Source organism: Micromonospora sp. RTP1Z1 (genome assembly GCF_033804685.1).
GTDB lineage: Bacteria > Actinomycetota > Actinomycetes > Mycobacteriales > Micromonosporaceae > Micromonospora.
This window is the reverse complement of record NZ_JAPFQV010000003.1, coordinates 15,299-36,233: the sequence shown is the minus strand read 5'-3', so window position 1 is coordinate 36,233 and position 20,935 is coordinate 15,299. Positions and strand designations below refer to the sequence as shown.

19 protein-coding genes are annotated in these 20,935 nt (G+C 73.4%); 7 read left to right on the top strand and 12 right to left on the bottom strand.

Going from position 1 to position 20,935, the window contains the following annotated elements:
* The first annotated feature begins 1 nt into the window (after position 1).
* The 4 genes from SLP03_RS02470 (at position 2) to SLP03_RS02455 (ending at position 4,447) form a co-directional block, all read left to right on the top strand.
* The gene (locus SLP03_RS02470) at positions 2-1,621 is read left to right on the top strand and encodes an MDR family MFS transporter (RefSeq protein ID WP_319458837.1); all 1,620 of its coding nucleotides are present in this window, start codon (positions 2-4) and stop codon (positions 1,619-1,621) included.
* Positions 1,622-1,625: 4 nt separating this feature from the next.
* On the top strand, positions 1,626-2,117 hold the full coding sequence (locus SLP03_RS02465; RefSeq protein ID WP_319458836.1) for a universal stress protein: 492 nt from the start codon (positions 1,626-1,628) through the stop codon (positions 2,115-2,117).
* Between the two features lie 43 nt (positions 2,118-2,160).
* The gene (locus tag SLP03_RS02460) at positions 2,161-2,691 is read left to right on the top strand and encodes a DinB family protein (RefSeq protein ID WP_319458835.1); all 531 of its coding nucleotides are present in this window, start codon (positions 2,161-2,163) and stop codon (positions 2,689-2,691) included.
* A 259-nt stretch (positions 2,692-2,950) separates the two neighbouring features.
* Positions 2,951-4,447 carry a N,N-dimethylformamidase beta subunit family domain-containing protein gene (locus tag SLP03_RS02455; RefSeq protein ID WP_319458834.1) on the top strand — a complete coding sequence of 499 codons (1,497 nt, stop codon included), beginning with the start codon at positions 2,951-2,953 and terminating at the stop codon, positions 4,445-4,447.
* A 22-nt stretch (positions 4,448-4,469) separates the two neighbouring features.
* Here the strand turns inward: SLP03_RS02455 and SLP03_RS02450 are convergent, their stop codons facing one another.
* The 3 genes from SLP03_RS02450 to SLP03_RS02440 form a co-directional block, all read right to left on the bottom strand.
* Positions 4,470-5,090 (bottom strand): HAD-IA family hydrolase, encoded by a 621-nt coding sequence (locus SLP03_RS02450; protein WP_319458833.1) that lies wholly within the window; start codon positions 5,088-5,090, stop codon positions 4,470-4,472.
* Positions 5,090-8,701 carry a chromosome segregation protein SMC gene (smc, locus tag SLP03_RS02445; RefSeq protein ID WP_319458832.1) on the bottom strand — a complete coding sequence of 1,204 codons (3,612 nt, stop codon included), beginning with the start codon at positions 8,699-8,701 and terminating at the stop codon, positions 5,090-5,092. The genes SLP03_RS02450 and smc overlap by 1 nt, the downstream gene beginning before the upstream one ends.
* Before the next feature lie 319 nt (positions 8,702-9,020).
* Positions 9,021-9,215, bottom strand: a complete 195-nt coding sequence (locus SLP03_RS02440; RefSeq protein ID WP_091064470.1) for a hypothetical protein — start codon at positions 9,213-9,215, stop codon at positions 9,021-9,023.
* A 374-nt stretch (positions 9,216-9,589) separates the two neighbouring features.
* Here SLP03_RS02440 and SLP03_RS02435 point away from each other — a divergent pair, with 374 nt between their 5' ends.
* Positions 9,590-10,732, top strand: coding sequence for a CAP domain-containing protein (locus SLP03_RS02435; RefSeq protein ID WP_319458831.1), 1,143 nt, complete (start codon positions 9,590-9,592; stop codon positions 10,730-10,732).
* 80 nt (positions 10,733-10,812) lie between these two features.
* Positions 10,813-11,712, top strand: coding sequence for an endo alpha-1,4 polygalactosaminidase (locus SLP03_RS02430; RefSeq protein WP_319458830.1), 900 nt, complete (start codon positions 10,813-10,815; stop codon positions 11,710-11,712).
* A gap of 122 nt (positions 11,713-11,834) precedes the next feature.
* Here the strand turns inward: SLP03_RS02430 and SLP03_RS02425 are convergent, their stop codons facing one another.
* The 9 genes from SLP03_RS02425 to rsmD form a co-directional block, all read right to left on the bottom strand.
* Positions 11,835-14,051, bottom strand: coding sequence for an MMPL family transporter (locus tag SLP03_RS02425; RefSeq protein WP_319458960.1), 2,217 nt, complete (start codon positions 14,049-14,051; stop codon positions 11,835-11,837).
* Positions 14,052-14,285: 234 nt separating this feature from the next.
* Positions 14,286-15,143: a bifunctional DNA-formamidopyrimidine glycosylase/DNA-(apurinic or apyrimidinic site) lyase gene (mutM, locus tag SLP03_RS02420; RefSeq protein WP_319458829.1), complete on the bottom strand. Its 858-nt coding sequence runs from the start codon at positions 15,141-15,143 to the stop codon at positions 14,286-14,288.
* Positions 15,136-15,945: a ribonuclease III gene (gene rnc / locus SLP03_RS02415; RefSeq protein WP_319458828.1), complete on the bottom strand. Its 810-nt coding sequence runs from the start codon at positions 15,943-15,945 to the stop codon at positions 15,136-15,138. The genes mutM and rnc overlap by 8 nt, the downstream gene beginning before the upstream one ends.
* A complete protein-coding gene (locus tag SLP03_RS02410; RefSeq protein ID WP_319458827.1) occupies positions 15,942-16,913 on the bottom strand; it encodes a phosphate acyltransferase PlsX in 972 nt (323 codons plus the stop codon). The genes rnc and SLP03_RS02410 overlap by 4 nt, the downstream gene beginning before the upstream one ends.
* A gap of 111 nt (positions 16,914-17,024) precedes the next feature.
* The gene (gene rpmF / locus SLP03_RS02405) at positions 17,025-17,198 is read right to left on the bottom strand and encodes a 50S ribosomal protein L32 (protein WP_319458826.1); all 174 of its coding nucleotides are present in this window, start codon (positions 17,196-17,198) and stop codon (positions 17,025-17,027) included.
* A gap of 5 nt (positions 17,199-17,203) precedes the next feature.
* Complete coding sequence (locus SLP03_RS02400; RefSeq protein WP_319458825.1) at positions 17,204-17,767, bottom strand: YceD family protein; 564 nt, start codon at positions 17,765-17,767, stop codon at positions 17,204-17,206.
* A gap of 106 nt (positions 17,768-17,873) precedes the next feature.
* Positions 17,874-18,371, bottom strand: coding sequence for a hypothetical protein (locus tag SLP03_RS02395; RefSeq protein WP_319458824.1), 498 nt, complete (start codon positions 18,369-18,371; stop codon positions 17,874-17,876).
* A gap of 148 nt (positions 18,372-18,519) precedes the next feature.
* Positions 18,520-19,008 carry a pantetheine-phosphate adenylyltransferase gene (gene coaD / locus SLP03_RS02390; protein ID WP_319458823.1) on the bottom strand — a complete coding sequence of 163 codons (489 nt, stop codon included), beginning with the start codon at positions 19,006-19,008 and terminating at the stop codon, positions 18,520-18,522.
* The gene (gene rsmD, locus SLP03_RS02385) at positions 19,005-19,568 is read right to left on the bottom strand and encodes a 16S rRNA (guanine(966)-N(2))-methyltransferase RsmD (protein ID WP_319458822.1); all 564 of its coding nucleotides are present in this window, start codon (positions 19,566-19,568) and stop codon (positions 19,005-19,007) included. The genes coaD and rsmD overlap by 4 nt, the downstream gene beginning before the upstream one ends.
* Before the next feature lie 251 nt (positions 19,569-19,819).
* Between rsmD and SLP03_RS02380 the strand changes: the two genes are divergently transcribed.
* Positions 19,820-20,773 carry a cell wall anchor protein gene (locus tag SLP03_RS02380; RefSeq protein ID WP_319458821.1) on the top strand — a complete coding sequence of 318 codons (954 nt, stop codon included), beginning with the start codon at positions 19,820-19,822 and terminating at the stop codon, positions 20,771-20,773.
* Positions 20,774-20,935: the final 162 nt, after the last annotated feature.

Genomic DNA, 20,935 nt, shown 5'->3' with positions numbered 1-20,935 from the left:
GATGACCCAGGCGACAGCGCCCACCCGGGCGACCGCCGTCGACATGACCCACCGGCAGATCCTGGAAGCCCTCTCCGGCCTGCTGCTCGGCATGTTCGTCGCGATCCTCTCCTCCACGGTCGTCTCGAACGCGCTGCCGCGGATCATCACCGAGCTGCGCGGCGGCCAGTCCGCGTACACCTGGGTGGTCACCTCGACGCTGCTGGCCACCACCGCGACCACCCCGATCTGGGGCAAGCTCGCCGACCTGACCAGCAAGAAGATCCTGGTCCAGCTCGCCCTGACGGTCTTCGTGCTGGGCTCGGTGCTGGCCGGCCTCTCCCAGTCCACCGGGCAGCTCATCGCCTGCCGGGTGCTCCAGGGCGTCGGCGCCGGCGGTCTCACCGCCCTGGCTCAGGTGATCATGGCGACGATGATCACGCCGCGCGAGCGCGGCCGCTACAGCGGCTACCTCGGCGCGGTGCTGGCCGTCGGCACCATCGGCGGCCCGCTGATCGGCGGCGTGATCGTGGACACCGACTGGCTCGGCTGGCGCTGGTGCTTCTACGTCGGCGTGCCGTTCGCCATCGCCGCGCTGATCGTGCTCCAGAAGACCCTGCACCTGCCGGTGGTCAAGCGGGCGGCGAAGATCGACTGGTGGGGCGCCACCATGATCACCGCCGCCGTCTCGTTGCTGCTCATCTGGGTCACCCTCGCCGGCGACAAGTACGACTGGCTCTCCTGGCAGTCCGCCGTCATGGTGGCCGGCGCGGTGCTGCTCGGCGTGATCGCCGTCCGGGTGGAGAACCGGGCCAGCGAGCCGATGATCCCGCCGCGGCTGTTCCGCAACCGCACCATCACCCTCGCCGTCGTCGCCAGCATCGCGGTCGGCGTCGGCATGTTCGGCGCCTCGGTCTTCCTCAGCCAGTACTTCCAGATCAGCCGCGGCGCGAGCCCGACCATGTCCGGCCTGATGACCCTGCCGATGATCCTCGGCCTGCTGGTCTCCTCCACGGTCGTCGGCCGGATCATCACCAACACCGGCCGCTGGAAGCGGTACCTGGTGGCCGGCTCCGCCCTGCTGACCGCCGGCTTCGCGCTGATGGGCACGCTGCGCTACGACACCCCGTACTGGCAGCTCAGCATCTACATGGCGCTGATCGGTCTCGGGCTGGGCATGACCATGCAGAACCTCGTCCTGGCCGTGCAGAACACCGTCGGCCCGCACGAGCTCGGCGCGGCCAGCTCGGTGGTCGCCTTCTTCCGCAGCCTCGGCGGCGCGATCGGCGTCAGCGCCCTCGGCGCGATCCTCGGCCACAAGGTCAAGGACTACATCGCCGACGGGCTGGCCGGACTCGGCATCCCGGCCTCGGGCTCGGGCAGCGGCGGCACCCTGCCGAACGTGCACACCCTGCCCGCGCCGATCCGCGCCGTGGTGGAGAGCGCGTACGGCCACGGCGCCGGCGACATCTTCCTGGCCGCCGCCCCGTTCGGGCTGATCGCCCTGATCGCGGTCTGCTTCATCAAGGAAATCCCGCTGCGCCGGCACAACGGCGACCCGATCGCCGCCGAGGTCGAGCGCGAGTCCACCGTCGCCGCCGGCGGCGGGGCCGCAGTGGTACGGACCGGTATCCGGGACTGACCCGATGAGCACTCCGGTCGATCGTGAGGACTACGGTCCGCAGGCCCGTCCGCTGCCGTTCGAGCGCGGCACCGACGGGCCCCGGGTGGTCCTGGTAGGCGTGGACGGCACCCGCACCTCCGAGCGGGCCGGCTGGTACGCCGCCGGCCTGGCCCGCCGGCAGGGATCCGCCCTGGTGGTCGTCTTCGTCAGCTCGCCGGCCGGCTTCGCCGCCCTGGTGCCCGGGGTGGACGCCGGGGCGATGCAGCGCACCCACGACGAGCTGGCCGAGGAGCTGCGCCGGGGCATTCGGCGCGGCGCCGAGGAGTTCGGCGTGCCGGTGACGTTCCTGTGCCGGCGCGGCGACGCGTACGCCGAACTCTGCAAGGCGGCCGACGAGACCCGCGCGGACCTGGTCGTGGTGGGATCGTCCGAGCAGGCCGGGCACCGCCTGGTCGGCTCGGTCGCCACCCGGCTGGTCCGCACCGGGCGCTGGCCGGTCGTCGTGGTGCCCTGATAATCCGTCGCGGCTGTCGGACCCGCCGACCAGGATGGCCGGCATGACCTGGAGAGCACCGGAGATCACCCGGAAGACCGAATCGTACGTCGCCGACGAGCGGACCATGCTGGAAGGCTGGCTCGACTACCACCGGCAGACCCTGCTGATGAAGTGCGCCGGCCTGACCGCCGAGCAGTTGAAGACCCCCAGCGTCGAGCCGTCGGGGCTGACCCTGCTCGGCCTGGTCCGGCACATGTCCGAGGTGGAGCGCTGGTGGTTCCGGATCCGGGCCGCCGGCCAGCAGCTCGACGACCTCTACATCACCGACGCCAGCCCGGACGGTGACCTGGACGACATCGCCGACGCCGACGCGGAGGCCGGCTTCGCCACCTTCACCGCCGAGGTCGAGGCCGCCCGGAAGGCCGCCGCCGACCTGTCGCTGGACGCCACCTTCCTGCGCAAGCGCCGGGACGGCAGCGCCGACGAGATGAACGTCCGCTGGGTGTACGTGCACATGATCGAGGAGTACGCCCGGCACAACGGCCACGCCGACCTGATCCGCGAACGCATCGACGGGGTCGTCGGCGACTGACCTGGGCACCTCCCCCCGAATCGGCCACCATCATCGCCCGACCGGACGCGCGACCGGCCCGACCGGCCACACTGCGCCGACTTTGGCAACTCGGCCCCTACCCGGCACGTCTTACGGGTGGACGGGTCGTGGCCGGACCCGTCCCCGCCGCGCACGCGCCCCTTCGGGTCGGTCCGCCGGGCACAGGGGCCGCTGAGGCGGGAGCGCAACGATGGTCGACGGGGGATGGACGACGCATACCCGGAGGTGGACGCTGGGCATGCTGGGGGCGTTCGGGGCGGCGGCGGTGCTGGGCGGCGGGGCGTGCCGCGAGAGCCGGCCGTCCGGGGCCGCCCCGCCCGCCGACCCGCATTATCCGGGGGATCCGGCGGGCGCCGACCCGGCGATCGACCGGAGCCTCGCCCCGGGCCGGCCGACCGTCGCGGCGGAGAACGCCCGTTCCGGCGCCAACGGCTTCCGCCTGACCGGCCATCGGTTCGCCACCGACCGCGGCGGCGAGATCGCCGGGTACGTCCATGCCACCAGCGTGGCGCCCGGCGAGGAGATGGAGTTCCGGGTCTCGGTGGCCCGGTCCCAGCGCTACCGGATCACCATCTTCCGCGTCGGCCACTACGGCGGCGCCGGTGCGCGGACGGTGGCCGTCAGCCCGTGGCTCGACGGGGTAAGCCAGGACCCGCCGGTCGTCGATCCGCTCACCAGGGCGGTCTCCTGCGCCTGGCGCACGGGCTGGCGGCTGCCGGTCACCCCGGACCGCCCGAGCGGTCTGCACCTGGCCCTGCTCAGCAGCGCCTCCGGCCACCACCAGTGGATCCCGTTCGTGGTGCGGGACCCGGCGCAGCCGACCGGTGGGCTGGTGGTCCTGCCCACCAGCACCTGGCAGGCGTACAACATCTGGCCGGCGGACGGACGCACCGGCGCCAGCCTCTACTACGGCCAGGACGCCGCCGGTCGCCTGGACACGGCGCGCCGGGCCCGGGCGGTCGGCCACGACCGGCCGTACTCCGGTAACGGCATCCCGCAGCTCGCGGCGCACGACATCGGCTTCGTCCAGTGGGTGGAGGCGCAGGGGCTCGACGTCACGTACGCCACCAGCGAGGACCTGCACACCGGGCGGGTGAATCCGGCCTCGTACCCGGTGGTGATCTTCCCCGGCCACGACGAGTACTGGTCGGCGCCGATGCGCCGGGCAGTCGTCGCGGCCCGCAACCGCGGCACCAGCCTGGTCTTCCTCGGCGCCAACAACTGCTACTGGCGGACCGACTACGGACTGGGCGATCGGCTGGTCCGGTGCGAAAAGAGCCCCCCGATGACGAGGTGGCGGTCGACCGGCAACCCCGAGCAGCAGCTGATCGGCGCCCAGTACGTCAGCGTCGTCGACGGCTACGCGCCGCTGGAGGTCCGCGACAGCCGCCACTGGTTCTGGGCCGGCACGGGCGTCCGGGACGGCGACCTGATCCCCGAGGTGGTCTGGGGTGAGGCCGACCAGCGGATGCCCGGCGTCCCCCGGCCCCGCGCGGTGGAGCAGACGCTGCTCGCCGACTCCCCGTACTCCTGGCACGGCAAGACACACCGGCAGCACACCCACCTCTACCGGGCGCCGTCCGGCGCATGGGTGTTCGCCGCCGGATCGCTGGGCTGGACCCGGGTGCTCGCCGACCCGACGGTCGCCGACCCGCGACTGGCCCGGGCCACCGCCAACCTGCTCCACCGGGTGCTCGCCGAGCAGCCAGCACCCGTCCTGCCGGTCCAGGGGTGACGGCGGCGCCGGGCGCGGCGGCTCAGTAGGCCAGCGCCGCCCGCAGGTAGCGCAGGTCGGCGGGGCCGCCCCAGCGGTGCGCGGAGAGGCCGGCGGCGCGGGCGCCCCGGACCGCCCAGTCCTCGTCGTCGACGAAGAGCACCCGCGACGGCGAGGTCTCCAGCGCCGCGCAGGCCGCCTGGAAGTACTCCTTCGCCGGCTTGTGCACGCCGATCACCGAGGAGTTGACCACCACGTCGAAGTCGTCGGTCAGACCGAGCACGGCGAGGTCGGCGTCGAGCAGGTCGGTGGCGTTGGTGCCCAGCCCCACCCGCACGCCGGCCGCCCGCACCTCGCGGACGAACGCCAGCACGTCGGCGTCGACCTCGCCCCGGTAGCGCTGCCACTCCTCGACGGCGGCGCGGGCCCGCTCCGGGTCTCCCACCGACCCGGCCAGCGCATCGGCCACGCTGGACACCCACTCGGCGTGGCTGACCCGGCCGGTGAGCACCGGCTGGAGCCGGCCCCACTGCATGGCGATCTCGCCGAGCACGCCCGCGGAGAGCCCGTACGCCCGCTCGACGCCGGCGGCGACCGCCGGGTCCCAGCGGCGCAGCACGCCGTCGAAGTCCACCAGGAGCGCCGTCGCGCGTTCCCGAGCCACTAGTCGTTCTCCTCGCCGCGGCCACGCCGCTCGTCGTCCTCGGCCCGGTTGAGCCGTTGGCTGATCACCTGGGTGACCCCGCTGCGCATGGTCACGCCGTAGAGCGCGTCGGCGATCTCCATCGTCCGCTTCTGGTGGGTGATGACGATCAGCTGACTCTTCTCCCGCAACTGGGCCAGCAGCGTGATCAGGCGACCCAGGTTCACGTCGTCGAGGGCCGCCTCCACCTCGTCCATGATGTAGAACGGGCTGGGCCGGGCGCGGAAGATCGCCACCAGCATCGCCACCGCGGTCAGCGACCGCTCGCCGCCGGACAGCAGCGACAGCCGCTTGATCTTCTTGCCCGGCGGCCGGGCCTCCACCTCCACGCCGGTGGTGAGCAGGTCCTCCGGGTCGGTGAGGATCAGTCGCCCCTCACCGCCGGGGAAGAGCACGGTGAAGACCTGCTCGAACTCCCGGGCGGTGTCCTCGAACGCGCTGGCGAAGACCTCCAGGATCCGCTCGTCCACGTCCTTGACCACGGTGAGCAGGTCCCGCCGGGTGGCCTTGAGGTCCTCCAGCTGCTCGGAGAGGAACTTGAAGCGCTCCTCCAGCGCGGCGAACTCCTCCAGCGCGAGGGGGTTGACCTTGCCGAGCAGGGCCAGCTCGCGTTCCGCCTTGGCGGCCCGCTTCTCCTGCACCGGCCGCTCGTAGCGGACCGGCTCGGGCACCGGCAGTCCGTCCCGCTCGGCCGCCGCCACGTCCACCTGGGTGGGCGGGACGAGCTGGGCCGGGCCGTACTCGGCGACCAGGGTCTCCACGTCGAGGCCGAAGTCCTCGGCGGCCTTCGCCTCCAACTGCTCGATGCGCAGCCGCTGCTCGGCCCGGGCCACCTCGTCCCGGTGCACCTGGCTGGTGAGCCGCTCCAGCTCCGCGCCGAGGCGCTTGGCCGCGCCGCGTACCTCCTGGAGCTCGGCCTCCCGCGCGGCGCGCTCCCGGGCGACCCCGTCGCGGTGCTCCTCGGCCTGGGCGATGGAGACGGTGAGTCGGGTGAGCGCCTCCCGCGCGCCGCCGACCACGGCCCGGGCGATCGCCGCGCCGCGGGTCCGCGCCGCCCGCCGGGCCACCGCGCGTTCCCGCGCGGCCCGCTCGGCGCTGGCCTGCCGGGCCAGGGAGTCGGCCCGGCCGGCGATCGAGGAGACCCGCTCCTCGGCGGTACGCACCGCGAGCCGGACCTCCATCTCGTTCTGCCGGGCCTGCGGCACCATCGCGGCGAGCTGGTCGCGTTCCTCGGTGGACGGTTCGGCGTCGAGCGGGGTGTCCTCGGCCAGCCGCAACCGCTCCTCCAGCTCGGCCAGGGCCAGCAGGTCCCGCTCCCGGGCCGCCTCGGCGCGGGCCCGGGAGTCGCCCAGCCGGTCCGTCTCGGCCTTCGCCGAGCGGGCGGCCGCGCCCAGCTCGGCGAGCCGGCGGGCGGCGGCGTTGCGGTGGCTCTCCGCCTCCCGCTTGGCGGCGGCGGCGTGCTGTACGGCCTCCTTCGCGGCGGCCACCTCGGCGCGCGCGTCGGCGAGCTGCTCGCGCAGTTCGGCGCTGGTCCGTTCGGCGGTGAGCCGGTTGGCCCGGGCCTCCTCGACCGCGGCCTGCACCTCGATGTAGCTGGGCGCCTTGGCCGACCCGCCGGCCGCCGCGTACGCCCCGACCACGTCCCCGTCCGGGGTGACCGCGCGCAGCTCCGGGTTGCCGGCGACCAGCTCGGCCGCGGCGGCGAGGTCGTCGACCAGCACCACGTCGCGCAGCGCCCGGTGCACGGCCGGACGGATATCGGCGGAGCACTCCACCAGGTCGGGCGCCCAACGGGCGTGCTCCGGCAGCTTCGGGCGCAGCGCGTCGGCCGGCCCGGCCATGCCGGGGCCGGCTGGGCTGCCCACCAGCAGTCCGGCCCGCCCGGCGTCGGAGATCTTCAGCAGCCGCATCGCCTCGACCGCCTCGTCCACCCCGCTGACCGCGACGGCGTCGGCGAGCCCGCCGAGCGCGGCGGCCAGCGCGGCCTCGTGGCCCGGGGTGACGGTGAGCAGGCTGGCCAGGCTGCCGAGCAGGCCGGGCACCTGGTCGGCGCGGCCGAGCAGCGCGCCGGCGCCGTCCTTGCGACGCAGGCCGAGGGCGAGCGCCTCCTCGCGGGCCTTCCAGGTGGCGGCGTCCTTCTCGGCGGTGCGTTCGGCGTCGGCGAAGGTCCGGACGGTGGCCTGCGCGTGCTCCTGGACGGTGACCGCCTCGGCGTGCCGGGCGTCCAGATCGGCGTTGTCCCGGTCAGCCTCGGTGGACACCTCCTCGACGGCGTCCAGCTCCGCCTGGGCCTTGTCGGCGCGGGCCAGGGCGTCGGCGTGGGCGGCGGCGAGCCGTTCGATCTCCTCGCCGCCGCTGGTGGTCCGCGCCCGCGCCGAGTTGACCTGACCGGTCAGCCGGGCCATCCCCTCCCGCCGGTCGGCGATGGCCTTGGCGGCGGCGACCAGCTCGCGTTCGGCGGCGGCGAGCTGCCGCTCCAGCTCCTGCCGGTGCTCGACCGCCTCGGCCAGTCGGATCTGGTCGTCGGTCAGCGCCGCGCGCAGCTCCTCCTCCTCCTCGCGGACCCGCTGCGACTCGGCCTCCAGCTGGTCCGGGTCGCGGCCGGGACGCTCCTCGTCGCCTGCGGAGCTGAGGTGGCGCAGCCGCTCCCGGGCGAGCTGCTCGATCGAGCGGAAGCGCTCCTGGAGCGCGGAGAGCTTGTACCAGGTGTCCTGGGCGGCGGCGAGCAGCGGCGCGTCCTCGGCGAGGGCGCCCTCCAGTTCGCCGAGGCGGCCCTGCACCTCGGTGTGCTCCGCCTCGAACTGCTCGCGCCGCTCGCGCAGCGCGGTCTCGTCGGCGATCTCCCGGTCCAGCGTGGTGCGCAGGGTGGCGAGGTCGTCGGCGAGCAGCCGCAGCCGGGCGTCGCGCAGGTTGGCCTGGATGGCGGCAGCGCGGCGGGCCACCTCGGCCTGCCGGCCCAGCGGCTTGAGCTGGCGGCGCAACTCCGCGGTGAGGTCGGTGAGCCGGTTGAGGTTGACCTGCATCGCGTCGAGCTTCCGCAGCGCCTTTTCCTTGCGCTTGCGGTGCTTGAGGACGCCGGCCGCCTCCTCGATGAACGCCCGCCGGTCCTCCGGCTTGGCGTGCAGCATCCCGTCGAGCCGCCCCTGGCCGACGATGATGTGCATCTCCCGGCCGATGCCGGAGTCCGACAGCAGCTCCTGGATGTCCAGCAGGCGGCAGGAGTCGCCGTTGATCTCGTACTCGCTCTCGCCGGAGCGGAACATCCGGCGGGTGATGGAGACCTCGGTGTACTCGATCGGCAGCGCACCGTCGGTGTTGTCGATGGTGAGGGTGACCTCGGCGCGGCCCAGCGGCGCCCGGCCGGCGGTGCCGGCGAAGATGACGTCCTCCATCTTGCCGCCGCGCAGCGCCTTGGCGCCCTGCTCGCCGAGCACCCAGGCGATGGCGTCGACGACGTTGGACTTGCCGGAGCCGTTCGGGCCCACCACGCAGGTGATCCCGGGCTCCAGCTTCAACGTCGTCGCGGAGGCGAAGGATTTGAAGCCCTTCACCGTCAGGCTCTTGAGATGCACCGTCTCGATCCTCGTCCGGTGGCCGCCGTACCGTCGCCGGCCGCGCGGACCTGGTGAACCCGCAGACTAACCCGGGGGCCGGGGCACCCGGGTACTCGACCCACCCCGCGCCGGTCGCGCCCCGATCCGCCAGTCATCTTCGCCAGTGGCGAAAATTACAAGATCGCTATTCGCGTTCCGCACTCCCTGGCGCATTCCCCGGGCGATTCACAAGATCGAGAAAGCCGCCGCGAAAAGTGTGCGGACAGAACTGCGCGCCGGCACTTGAGTGTCGGCGCGCGTTTTGTGTGGTGCGATTCAGTTTTCCGACAACTGGAGATCAGGTAAGCGCGGGCTCGGCCAGCCGGAGGAGGTCGTCCGCCTCCGCCGCAGCCGCCGCGAGCCGATCATTCTCGGCGCGCAGACGCGTGATCTCGAACTCCAATGCCTGAACCCTGGCACGCAGTCGGGTGGCCTCGTCGAGCAGACGTCGGTCGGACGCTGCACCTACGTGGCCGTAGAGGGCCTTCGCCATGCTGACTCCTAGATATGCGCTGCCGGAAAGGCCGGCCAACGCGCGCCCATGGTGTTCGCGGCTGTCATCCCCGGCGATATGCGGGCGTGACTGGGCGCGACTGGCGACACCTACATATTGAGCCGAAAACCCCTCCTTCGTCAAGTTCTCCCAGGCCGTAGATCATCTCTACGTCGACCTGTCCACTTGTCGGGGGGCGGCCACAAGGCGCGGACACGCTCTGTCCGGACTACTTAACTGTACGCCCGGATTGTGCGAACAGCTCCACCCGTCTGTCCGCTTCGCCTTAACTCTTTCTTAGCCACGTTGCCGCAGCTCGTGGCCCACCCGTACGGTCAGCCCGGCCCGCAACCGAACCCGTGGAGGCGACAGGCGTGTACCGCTGGACCGAACCGACCGACCCGGACGACGCCTACCGGCGTCCCGAGCCGCCGACCGACCACCCCCCGGCGTGGCTCACCGACCGGCCGGAGCCGCGGTCGTCGTACCTCTTCGGCGACGAGCCGGCGGAGCCCGCCGACGCCTGGCGGGAACACCCCACCGAGCGGTGGCAGGCCGACCAGACCGGTGAACTCCCCTTCCCGGTCGCGCCGTTCGAGCGGCCGGAGCCCCTCCCCGCCGACCGCACGGGCGAGCTGCCGCGGGTCGCCCCGTTCGAGCCGGCCGGCCACCACCCGGGTGGCCACCCCTGGCTCGACGGGACGGCCCCGGCCGACCTGACCGCGTTCCGGGCCGCCCCGGATGCGGGCCCCGACGGTTCCGGCGAGGGACGGCACCGGCAGGCCCGGCGCTTCCCCCGTTCGCTCCTGATCGGTGGAGCCGCCGCCGCGGCGACCCTGGTGGTGAGCCTGGGCGTGGGCGCCCTGCTGCTGCCCGGCGGCGACCAGCAGACCGACCCGACTGCCGTCGACGACACCGTGGCCGCCGCCCCCGCCGTGCCGGGCACCGACGCCGCCCCCGGTGACGCCCTCGCCCCGGCCTCACCCACCGCCAGGCCGAGCACCGCCCGGCCCAGCCCGTCGGCCAGCCGGACCGCCGCGCCGAAGCCCAGCCGCACCACCGCCCCGTCCCGTCAGCTCGATCGCGCCGCCGCGCCGAGCCGCAGCACCGCCACGGCCACCTCCACCGGCCGGATCAGCGCGGAGCTCCAGGACGTGGTCGACCTGGTCAACCGCGAGCGGGCCAAGGCCGGCTGCAAGGCGCTCGGCATCGACAACAAGCTGATGCTGGCGGCCCAGCGGCACAGCCAGGACCAGGCCGACCACAAGACCATGTCGCACGACGGCAGCGACGGCAGCGACGCCGGCGAGCGGCTCGACCGGGTCGGCTACGCCTGGCGGGCGTACGGCGAGAACGTCGCCTGGAACCAGCAGACGCCGGCCGCCGTCATGGACGCCTGGATGAACAGCCCGGGGCACCGGGCCAACATCCTGAACTGCTCCTACACCGAGATCGGCGTCGGTGTGGCGCGGAGCAACGGGCCGTACTGGACGCAGGACTTCGGCACCCCGCGCTGAACGCGAGTCGTGACCGGGTCCGTGCTCGTTTGACCGGGTGAGGTACGCCGGGGCCAGCCCGGCGTACCGGCAGGGGCGGCATGGTGCCGCCCGCGACCCGGGAGCTGCCGATGCGGATCCGGCCGGCCCGGCCCGCGCCGTGGGTCCGACCAGCACGCGTCGCCCGGCGCGGACTGCGCCGGGCCCTGCCGGCACTGGTGCCGCTGCTGCTGCTCGCCCCGGTGCCCGGCTGCCGGACGGAACTGGTCCCGCCCGGGGCGCCCACCCCCTGGCCGGCCGAGTCGACCCGTGGCTGGCAGTGGCAGTGGCAGCTCAGCGGCCCGCTCGACGTCACCGTCGAGGCGGACGTCTTCCTGCTCGACCCGGTGCGGACCACCTCGACCGAGACCGCGGCGCTGCGCGCCCGGCACCGTCGGCTGGTGTGCCAGGTCCGGGTCGGCACGTACGCCGGCACGGACCCGGACGCCAGCCGCCTCCCGACGGCGGTCCGCGGCGCCGCGGTGGCGGGCCGGCCGGGCAGCCGGTGGCTGGACGTGCGGCGGTGGGACACGCTGGAGCCGGTGCTGGCCGACCGGTTCCGGCTGTGCCGGGGCAAGGGCTTCGGTGGGGTGGCGCTCGCCGACGCCGACGGCTACCTGCACCGGCCCGGCTTCCCGCTCGGCTTCGACGACCAGTTGCTGTTCAACCGGCGACTCGCCACGCTCGCCCGGTCCCTCGACCTCTCCCCCGGCCTGGTCAACGACGTGCCGCAGGTAGCCGCGCTGGCGCCCGACTTCGACTTCGCGGTCAACGAGGAGTGCGTCCGGCTGCGGGAGTGCGCCAAGCTGCTGCCCTTCGCCGACGCGCACAAGCCGGTCTTCCACGTCGAGTACGCCGGCAGCCCGGCCGGGTACTGCGTGACCACCGTCGGGTACGGATTCACCTCGATCCGCAAGGACCGCGACCTGGACGCCTGGCGGGAGCCCTGCCCGCTCCTCTGACCCCGCCGGAGCCGGCCCAGCGCGTACCCCCGGAAAGGGTGACGCCACGATCGCCCACCCGTGGAGACGGTCGCGGCGAGGGCCCGGACCAGGTGTGGTCCGGGCCCTCGTGCGGCGCGAGGTCAGCGGGCGTCGACCAGCTCCGGCGCCGGGGCGGGCGGCTCGGCCGGCGGGGTCGCCGCCCGGGCCCGCAGGAAGCGGGGCGCCCACCAGTTCGCCTCGCCGAGCAGGGTCATCAGGGACGGCAGCACCACCGCCCGGATGATCGTGGCGTCCAGCAGGATCGCCGCGGCCAGGCCGATGCCGAGCTGCTTCATGTCGATCGTGCTGAGCGAGGCGAAGATCGCGAAGACGCCGACCATCACGATGGCCGCGCTGGTCACCACGCCCGCCGACGAGCTGATCCCGTACGCCACCGCGTCCCGGTTCGACATGCCCTCGCGGACGCCCTCCCGGATCCGGCTGACCACGAAGACGTGGTAGTCCATCGAGAGGCCGAAGAGCACCACGAAGAGGAAGAGCGGCAGCCAGGAGACGATCGCCCCCATCGAGGTGAAGCCGAGCACCCCCTCCGCCCAGTCGCCCTGGAAGACCAGGACCAGCAGCCCGTAGGCCGCCCCGGCGGAGAGCAGGTTGAGGACGATGGCGGTGAGCGCGACCACCACCGACCGGAACGTCCAGGCCATCACCAGGAAGGTCAGCGCCAGCACGAAACCCATCACCACGGGCAGCTTGTCCCGGATGTGCGCGGCGTAGTCCTCGCTGTCGGCGACGCCGCCGCCGATCGCGTACTCGATGCCCGGGACGCCGCGCAGTGCGGCGGGTGCCAGGTCGTCGCGGAGTTCGTGCAGCGAGCGGGCCGCCTCGTCGGTGCGGCTGGCGTACGGGGTGGCCACCTCCAGCACCGACACCCGCCGGTCCGCCGACACCTTGATCTTCGGGCCGTCCCCCTCGGCCGGCGCGAAGAGCGGGTCGGCGGCCCGCCCGGCCAGGTCGGTCAGCGCCGCCCGGACCCGGTCGGCCTGGTCGGCCGACGCCCGCACCGCCACCGTGTGGCTGGTGCCGGTGCTCGGGAAGGCGGCGGTGAGCCGGTCGTACGCCTGCATGGCCGGCGTGGTCCGGGGCAGGTCCTCCATGCCGGGGAACTTCAGCTTCATGCCCAGCGCCGGGGCGGCCAGGGCGAGCAGCAGCCCCACCGAAACGACCAGGGTGGCCAGCGGAGCCCGCAGCGCCGGCTTCAGCACGGCCGGCCAGAACCGCGGCGTCGCCCGCTCCCCGTGCCGCCCGGTGGGCGGCGCGGTGAGCCGCCAGAGCAGCGGCACCCGGGGCCGGTCGACCCAGCGCCCCAGCTTGGCCAGCAGCGCCGGGAGCACGGTCAGCGAGCCGGTCACCGCGACCGCCACCACCAGGATCGAGCCGACGGCGAGCGAGGAGAAGACCGCGTCGTTGGCGAGCAGCAGTCCGGCCATCGAGATGATCACGGCGAAGCCGGAGACCACCACGGCGTGCCCGGAGGTCTCCGCCGCGATCTCCACCGCGTCCAGGCCGGAGCGGCCCTTCGCGCGCTCCTCGCGCTCCCGCCGGACGTAGAAGAGCGAGTAGTCGATGCCGACGGCCATGCCGATCAGCAGGATCACGCTGGCCGTGGTGTCGGTCGCCGGCACCAGGTGCGAGGCGAGGGTGGAGAGCCCCATCGCCGCGGCCACCGAGGAGAGCGCGAGCAGCACCGGCACGCCGGCGGCGATCAGCGCCCCGAACGCGATGATCAGGATGGCCAGGGTGACCGGCAGGCTGAGCAGCTCGGCCCGCTTGAAGTCCCTGCCCAGGGTGTCGTCCAGCGCCTTGTTGATCGACGGCCCCCCGACCTGCTCGATCCGCAGCCCCGGGTGCGCCTCCTGGACCTTCGCGGTCGCGTCCCGCAGCGGCTGCACCCGGTCCGACGCGGTCTTCGGGTCGCCGGACATGGTGATCGGCACCAGCAGCGCGCCACCGTCCCGCGACGGCACCGGCGCGCCCACCGAGGCGACGCCGGTGAGCTGGCGCAGCCGCGCCGCCGCGTCGTCCGCCGCGGTCTTCGCCGCCGTCTGGTCGAGCGCCCCGGCGCGGGGCGTGATCAGCACGTTCTCCACCGCGGGCTCGTCGAAGTTCCCGCCGTCGACGATCAGCTGGGCCCGTCCCGCCTCGCCGATCGCCATGTCGTCGTCGGTCGCCTCGGTCATGCCCGCGGCGTTCCCGCCCACGAAGCACACCGCCACGAAGACCACCCAGAGCGCGATGGCCCGCCACGGGTGCTCCGCACTCCACCGCGCCAACCGCACCGTCACCGGTCGCCTGCCCATCTCCGGTTCCCCCTCCACACGTCGGTCCTGCACCGACTGTGCTGACGCTAGGGAGCGGAACGGATTCGGACATCGGGGAACGGCCCGGGCTCGTCCCCGATCCGGCGAGCACCGGCCGACCGGGCCGGGACGGGTCGGCCAACCGGACAGAAGGGGCTTTTCAGGGTACGACCGGGGGACCCGCCGGGAGTGGCCCGAAGAGGCACACCGGCGCAACCCCGAGCCGCCTCGGGGTCATCCCCGGAGGGCGCCCCGGGGCCGCGGCTGGCAGCGCGGGCAGCTGTACGACGACCGGTTCATGAACGCCTCGCGCCGGATCGGCGCCCCGCACCGCCGGCAGGGCTCGCCCTCCCGGCCGTACGCGTTCAGCGACCGGTCGAAGTAGCCGCTCTCGCCGTTGACGTTGACGTACAGCTCGTCGAAGCTGGTGCCGCCCTGCTTGATCGCCTCGCCGAGCACGTCCCGGACGTGACCGAGCAGCCGCAGCGCGGCCGGGCCGGTCAGCGCGTCGGTGGGGCGGACGCCGTGCAGCTTCGCCCGCCAGAGCGCCTCGTCGGCGTAGATGTTGCCGACCCCGGAGATCAGCGTCTGGTCGAGCAGCGCCCGCTTCACCTCGGTACGCCGCCGGCGCAGCGCCGCCACGAAACCGGCGTCGGAGAACTCCGGGTCCATCGGGTCCCGGGCGATGTGCGCGATCTCGGCGGGCAGCTCCGCGCCGCCCTCCGACACGGACAGCCCGCCGAACGTGCGCTGGTCGACGAAGCGCAGCTCCGGGCCGTCGTCGGCGAACCGGAACCGGACCCGCAGGTGCAGCTCGTCGGCCGCCCCGACGGGTTGCAGCAGCAGCTGGCCGGACATGCCGAGGTGGCCGATGAGGGCGTCGCCGCTGTCCAGCGGGAGCCACAGGTACTTGCCGCGCCGCCGGACGTCGGTCACCGTCCGGTCGGCCAGCACGTCGGCGAAGTGCGCGCCGCCGGGGGCGTGCCGGCGCACCGAACGCGGGTGGCGCACCTCCACCGAGGCGATCCGGCGGCCGACGACCCACTGGGCCAGCCCCTGCCGGACCGTCTCGACCTCGGGCAGCTCAGGCACGGTGAGCGCCCGCCTCGGCCGCCTCGCTCCCCGCGTCGCCCGGCGCGCCGTCGCCGGACAGCTCCGCGGTGGCCGCCGCCGCGTCCGCCTCGGCCTGCTCGGTCAGCATCCGCCAGGCCGTCTCGGCGGCCCGCTGCTCGGCCTCCTTCTTGCTCCGGCCCTCCGCGCCGCCGTACCGGTTGCCGGCCACCACCACCCAGGCGGTGAAGGTCTTCAGGTGGTCCGGCCCGGTGCCCTCGATCCGGTACTCCGGGACGCCCAGCCCCAGCGCGGCGGTCAGCTCCTGGAGGCTGGTCTTCCAGTCCAGCGCGGCACCCCGGCCGGCCGACTCGGCCATCAGCGGGTCGAAGAGCCGGTGGATCACGAGCGCCGCCGTGTCCAGGCCGTACTGGAGGTAGATCGCGCCGAGCAGCGCCTCCAGGGTGTCCGCGAGGATGCTCGCCTTGTCCCGGCCGCCGGTGCTCTCCTCGCCCTTGCCGAGCAGCAGGTACGCGCCGAGCCCGTCCGGCCCGAGGCCGCGGGCCACATCGGCGAGGGCGCGCATGTTCACCACGCTGGCCCGCAGCTTGGCGAGCTGCCCCTCGGGCAGGTCGGGATGGTTGTGGAAGAGCGCCGAGGTGATCACCACCCCGAGCACGGAGTCGCCCAGGAACTCCAGCCGCTCGTTGGTGGGCAGGCCGCCGTTCTCGTACGCGTACGAGCGGTGGGTCAGCGCGCGCTCCAGCAGCTCCGGGTCGAGCGACACCCCGAAGGCCGCCTCCAGGTGACCGATGGGAGCACGCCGCCGCTTGTCGTTGGTCATTGCACTACCTCGTTGCCGTGTGCGGGATCCTGCGGAATGCCGTCGAGCAGGCCGGAGATCAGGTGGGTGGCCCCGCGCCGCCACAGGTGGGCGGCGAGGGCGATGCCGGAGGCGACGTCGTCGGGCCGGGCCGCGCCGTGGCACACGACCACCGTGCCGGCCACGCCGAGCACGACGGCCGCCCGGGGGGCGCCGCCGCCGGCGGGCGGACCGCCGGCCATCGCGTACGCGCCCTCGATCGCCTTGAGCAGCACGTTACCGGTGAACCCGTCGGTGACCACCACGTCGGCGCGCACACCGAGGGAGACGTCGTACCCCTCGACCAGGCCGACGTAGCGGGCGCCGCAGGGCAGCGGCACCGCGGCCAGCACGGGATCGGCGGCCCGGCGCAGCCGGTCGCCCTTGCCGGCCTCGGTGCCGACCGAGAGCAGGCCGACCCGGGGTTCGGCGACGCCGTGCGCCACGGCGGCGTAGGAGGCCCCGAGGACGGCGTGCCGGGCGAGGGTGGCCGGGCGCGGCTCCAGGGCGCCGCCGACGTCCAGCAGCACCACCGGGCCGGCGATCGCCGGCAGGGTGGCCACCAGGGCCGGCCGGCGTACGTCGGGCCAGCGCCCGAAGCCCAGCGCGGCGGCGGTGACGGTGGCGCCGGTCGACCCGGCGGAGACGAGCGCGTCCGCGAGACCCTCGCGTACCGCGTGGACGGCGGCGCGGACGGTGCTGTGCGCGCGGGCGGCGGTGGGATGGTCGGTCATGCCGACCACGGTCCGGACCGGCCGGACCGTGATCCGGTCGCGTTGCGCCGGATCGAGGGCGTCGATCAGCCCGTCGGCGACCTCGGTCGGACCGACGAGCAGCAGATGCAGGTCAGGGTCGGCGCGCACGGCACGCAGAGCGCCGTCAACCACGACGGCGGGAGCGTCGTCCCCGCCGAGGAGGTCAACGGCGATCCGCGCGGTGCCCGGCTCCACCGGAACGCCGGCCGTGGCACGGCCGGCGGCTGAGGGAGCCGGGGCACCGGGCGATTGCCAGGGTGCGCGCGCCGCCCGACCCGCGGTCGGGGGCGTCACTCGGCGTCCAGGTCAGACCTCGAGAACCTGGCGGCCGTTGTACGTGCCGCAGACGGAGCAGGCGGTGTGCGGCAGCTTCGGAGACTTGCACTGCGGGCAGGCCACGGTCGCGACCACGGTCGCCTTCCAGTTCGCCCGGCGGGACCGGGTGTTGCTGCGCGACATCTTGCGCTTCGGGACGGCCACGGTTCTTACTCCTCTGTACGGGTCAGTTGCGACAGGCCCGCCCAACGCGGGTCGATCTGCTGATGGCTGTGATCGGCCGGCAGATCGTCCAAGTGCACCCCACATTCGGGGCACAACCCTGGGCAGTCCTCCCGGCAGAGCGGGTTGGTCGGCAGTGTGAGCACCACCGCATCCCGCAGCGCCGGCTCCAGGTCGATCAGATCGTCCTGCATCCGGCCCACCTCGTCCTCGTCGGTCGTGGTGTCCGTGGTGCTGTTCTCGTACGCGTACAGCTCCTGGACGTGCACGACCACCGAGTCGTTGATCTCGCGCAGGCAACGGCCGCACTCGCCCTGGACGGGACCACTGATGGTCCCGGAGACGAGCACGCCCTCGGACACCGACTGCAACCTCAGATCGAGGTCGAGGTCCGCGCCCTCCGGCACGCTGATCAACTCCACGCCGAGGTCCGCCGGTGCCGGGACGACCCGCTTGACCGTAAGCAACGCACCAGGCCGACGCGGCAGGTCCCTCGTGTCGAGGACCAGCGGCGACCTGGGGTTGAGTGATGAAGGCGAGTGTTTGGGCATAGTCAGACTCCGGCCGGTGAGAGGCCGACAAAAAAGGTTACCTGGACGAGCACCCGACCGTCGAATCGGGGGCGTGCACCCCGCCTGTCGGCTGCCGGGGTGCCGCTCAGAAGGGTAGCGGGCGGTCCGCCTCGTCGCCCGCGAAGGTGCCGATCTCCCGCAGCGCGTGCATCTTGTCCCGGCCGCGCTCTATCGAGGCGAGGGCCCGGGTGAGGAACTGCTCAAAGTTGGCCAGAGCGGTGTCGACGTAGTCGTCGACCTCCTCGCGGAGGCGCTGGGCCTCGGCGCGGGCCTCGGCGATGATCCGGGCACCCTCGTGCTCGGCCGAGACCGTGATCTCGTTCACCGAGACCAGGCGGGCGTGTTCTGCCTCACCCTCGCTGATGATCCGGTCGGTCTCCCGCTTGCCGGCCTCCATGATCTTGTCGCGCTCATCCAGCAGCGCGGCGGCCCGGCGCAGGTCGGCGGGGAGTTCGACGCGCAGCTCGTCGAGGGCGCCGATCATCTCGCCCCGGTCGACCATGCAGTTGTTGCGCGACATCGGGACGGAGCGGGCCTGCTCCACCATGGCGATCAGTTCATCGATGCGATCGAGCGGGTCCACCGGTACCTCACTCCTGTCGTTCTTCGGCCGACCTACATGATGCGGGCTGCGGCCGGGTTCCCGCTCCACCAATGATGTCGTGCGCGGGCGACAGGTGGCCCAACCGCCCCGTCCCGGCGCGTCGCGCAGGGCCGCCCGGGCGGTCGGGTCAGTCGGGCTGCGGCGGCGTCAGCCGGGCGCGCAGCTGCTCACGGACCAGGTCCGGCACGTGCGACGAGATGTCCCCGCCCCACTTGGCCACATCCTTGACCAGGCTGGAGGAGAGGAACGAGTAGAGCGGGTTGGTCGGCATGAAGAGCGTCTCCACGCCGGCCAGGCCGATGTTCATCTGGGCCATCTGCAGCTCGTAGTCGAAGTCGCTGACCGCCCGCAGGCCCTTGATCAGCACGCTCGCCTGCTGGGCGCGGCAGAAGTCCACCAGCAGCCCGCGGAACGACTCCACCCGCACGTTGTCGTACGAGGCCGTCACCTCGCGGAGCATGTCGATCCGCTCCTCGACGGTGAACAGGCCGCGCTTCGACTGGTTCACCAGCACCCCGACGATCACCTCGTCGAAGAGCCGGCTGGCCCGGCCGATGATGTCGAGGTGTCCGTTGGTGACCGGATCGAACGAGCCGGGACAGACCGCACGTCTCATGATCGGCGACCGTACCAAAGCGTGGTCTCGCCGTACCGGCGGCTGCGCTCGGGCGTGACGCCCTCCACCCAGTTGACCGGCCCGGTCCGGCGGGACCGCTCCACCACCACGAGGGCGTCCGCGGCCAGCCAGCCGCCGTCGACCAGCGCGGCCAGCATCGCGGTGATCTCCTCGTCGGGCACGGCGTACGGCGGATCGGCGAAGACCACGTCGTACGGGTCGCCGTCGGGGCCGGCCGCGAGCACGGTGGCCACCTTGCCGGTGACCAGGCGGGCGGCCGGGGCGGCCCGCAGCGCGGCGACGTTCTCCCGGATCACCCGGGCGGCCCGGGGGTCGGACTCGACCAGCAGCACGTGGTCGGCGCCCCGGGACAGCGCCTCCAGCCCGACCGCGCCGGAGCCCGCGTACAGGTCGGCGAAGCGGGCCCCGACGAGGTCCACCTCGGCCTGCACCGCGCTGAACAAGGCCTCCCGGACCCGGTCGGAGGTGGGCCGGGTGCCGGCGCCGGGCGGCGCGGCGATCCGTCGGCCACCGAGCGCCCCGGCCACGATCCGGGTCACCGTCGCTCCCTGTGCATGGCTCGACGGTACGCGACGGCCGAGAGCCCGACAGACGGCCGGCACATCACCGCTGCGGAGCCGGGCCGCGACAGGAAGTCTATCTAAGATCACGAATTGACAACATCATCCTGAAGGAGCAATCAGTGCTGTGGCGCACACTGCGAGATCGCTAGGGTCTGCCGGGTGTCGCGCCTGGCGTGAGGTTTCCGCCAGCCCGTCGCACTCTCCGGTTCCCCTAATCAGGAGTACACGTGAACCGTCCGAACTTCCGACGCGTCGCGGCGGTCGCCGCCGGCGCGCTGATCGGCCTCGCCGGCGTTGCGACCTTCGCCGCTCCGGCCATGGCCCACCACCCCCAGCCCTCCGGCACCTACTGCGCGGCCCAGGACGGCAAGGTCACCGTCAACTGGTCGGTGGGCAGCAACGTGCCCGACATCACCGGCACCATCACCAAGGTCGAGTCCACCGTGCCCGGTGACATCACCGGCAACCTGGCCGTCGGGGCGACCCTGGAGACGGAGAGCGGGACCCCGCTGACCGGTACGCAGACCCACACCTTCGAGGGCGCCATCCCCGAACTGAAGCTCAACGTCGAGGCGCGTTGGGTGCGCGGCGACCAGATCATCACCACGTCGCAGAGCGTAGTCGCGCAGCCCAGCCGGGACTGCGGCCCGGCTGAGTCGCCGTCGCCGTCGCCCAGCTCCCCGTCGCCGAGCGCCACCCCGGAGCCGACCAAGTCGCCCGAGGCCACCCCGTCGCCGTCCGCCTCCAGCCCGGCCAGCCCGTCCGCGACGCCGTCCGTCCCGGCCGAGCCGGCCGAGCCGGCCGAGCCGATTTTCCAGCTCGATCAGACCTGCGACAAGATGACCTTCAGCGTGGAGAACCCGGCGAAGGGCATTCCCTTCACCGCCACGATGACCACCGAGAAGGGCGTCACCAAGAAGCTCGTCTCCGTGCCGGGCAAGACCGTCTCGGTCAGCTTCGACGCGTACAAGGGCCTCAAGGTCACGGTCAAGTACGACGTGGTCGAGGACTCCGAGACCATCCCGTACACCCAGCCGAAGGACTGCTCGGGCCAGGGTGGCGGCCTGCCGGTCACCGGTCCGGCCGCCGGCGCCATCGTGGGTGGGGCAGCCGTCCTGCTCGCCGCCGGCGCGGTGCTCTTCGTGATGGCCCGCCGTCGTCGGGTCCGCTTCACCGCCTGATCCCGTTCGGATCGCCCGAGGGCGCGTCGACCACCCGGTCGGCGCGCCCTCGGCGCATCCGCCATGCGGTGTCGCCGTCGACTCGGCAGCGGCCTTCCGCCGGCCGGCCGGCGGCCACGGGTGGATCAACTTCTGGCGGAAGACGACGGGCTGGGGTCGAGC